Below are 1,677 nucleotides of genomic sequence, written 5' to 3'. Positions count from 1 at the left end.
AGCCGGAACCAGTAGAAGCCGTGGCCTGCGAGGGTGAGGAGGTAGGGGAGTTCGCCGATGGCGGGGAAGCGGACTCCGCCGATGAGTTCGACGGGGTGTGCGTCGGTGAATTCCCGCAGGTCGAGTTCGGTGGGCTGGGCGAAGCGGGAGAAGTTGTGGACGCACAGGACGAGGTCGTCCTTGTGTTCGCGCAGGAAGGCGATGACGGCGGGGTTGGTGGAGGGGAGTTCGGTGTAGGAGCCGAGGCCGAAGGCGGGGTTCTGTTTGCGGATCTCGATCATGCGCCGGGTCCAGTGCAGGAGCGAGGAGGGGGAGGACATGGAGGCTTCGACGTTGGTGACCTGGTAGCCGTGGACGGGGTCCATGATGGTGGGCAGGAAGAGGCGGCCGGGGTCGCAGGAGGAGAAGCCGGCGTTGCGGTCGGGGGTCCACTGCATGGGGGTGCGGACGGCGTCGCGGTCGCCGAGCCAGATGTTGTCGCCCATGCCGATCTCGTCGCCGTAGTAGAGGATCGGTGAGCCGGGCAGGGACAGCAGCAGGGCGGTGAAGAGTTCGATCTGGTTGCGGTCGTTGTCGAGGAGGGGGGCGAGGCGGCGGCGGATGCCGATGTTGGCGCGCATGCGGGGGTCTTTGGCGTATTCGGCCCACATGTAGTCGCGTTCCTCGTCGGTGACCATTTCGAGGGTCAGCTCGTCGTGGTTGCGCAGGAAGATGCCCCACTGGCAGTTCGAGGGGATGGCGGGGGTCTTGGCGAGGATCTCCGAGACGGGGTAGCGCGATTCGCGGCGTACGGCCATGAAGATGCGGGGCATGACGGGGAAGTGGAATGCCATGTGGCATTCGTCGCCGCCGCTCTGGTAGTCGCCGAAGTAGTCGACGACGTCCTCGGGCCACTGGTTCGCCTCCGCGAGCAGGACCGTGTCCGGGTAGTGGGCGTCGATCTCCTTGCGGACGTGTTTGAGGAAGTCGTGGGTCGCGGGGAGGTTCTCGCAGTTGGTGCCCTCGGCCTGGTAGAGGTACGGGACCGCGTCCAGACGGAAGCCGTCGATGCCCAGGTCCAGCCAGAACCGCAGCGCGGAGATGATCTCCTCCTGCACCGCCGGGTTCTCGTAGTTGAGGTCCGGTTGGTGGGAGAAGAAGCGGTGCCAGTAGTACTCCTTGCGGACCGGGTCGAAGGTCCAGTTGGAGGCCTCGGTGTCGACGAAGATGATGCGGGCGTCCTGGTACTGGTCGTCCTTCTTGGCCCAGACGTAGTAGTCGCCGTAGGGGCCTTCGGGGTCGTTCCTCGACTCCTGGAACCACGGATGCTGGTCGCTGGTGTGGTTCATGACGAAGTCGATGATGACGCGCATGCCGCGCTGGTGGGCGGCGTCGACGAACTCGACGAAGTCGGCGAGGTCGCCGAACTCGGGGAGGACGGCGGTGTAGTCGGAGACGTCGTAGCCGCCGTCCCGCAGGGGGGATTTGAAGAAGGGCGGCAGCCAGAGGCAGTCGATGCCCAGCCACTGGAGGTAGTCGAGTTTGGCGGTGATGCCCTTGAGGTCCCCGACTCCGTCACCGTTGCTGTCCTGGAAGGAGCGGACGAGGACCTCGTAGAAGACGGCGCGTTTGAACCACTCGGGGTCCCGGTCCTTGGCGGGAGTGTCCTCGAAGGTGTCCGGGACAGGCTCATTGACG

Annotated in this window: 1 protein-coding gene; it reads right to left on the bottom strand. The window is 65.5% G+C overall.

The genetic code is table 11. The features are described 5' to 3' along the window. A partial coding sequence (treS, locus tag RB628_RS40170) for a maltose alpha-D-glucosyltransferase (protein WP_318325592.1) occupies nucleotides 1–1,677 on the bottom strand: 1,677 nt, incomplete at both ends.

This window comes from Streptomyces sp. ADMS, assembly GCF_033441795.1.
Taxonomy (GTDB): domain Bacteria; phylum Actinomycetota; class Actinomycetes; order Streptomycetales; family Streptomycetaceae; genus Streptomyces.
The sequence above is the reverse complement of the archived record's forward strand: the minus strand, read 5'-3'. Positions and strand labels throughout refer to the sequence as shown.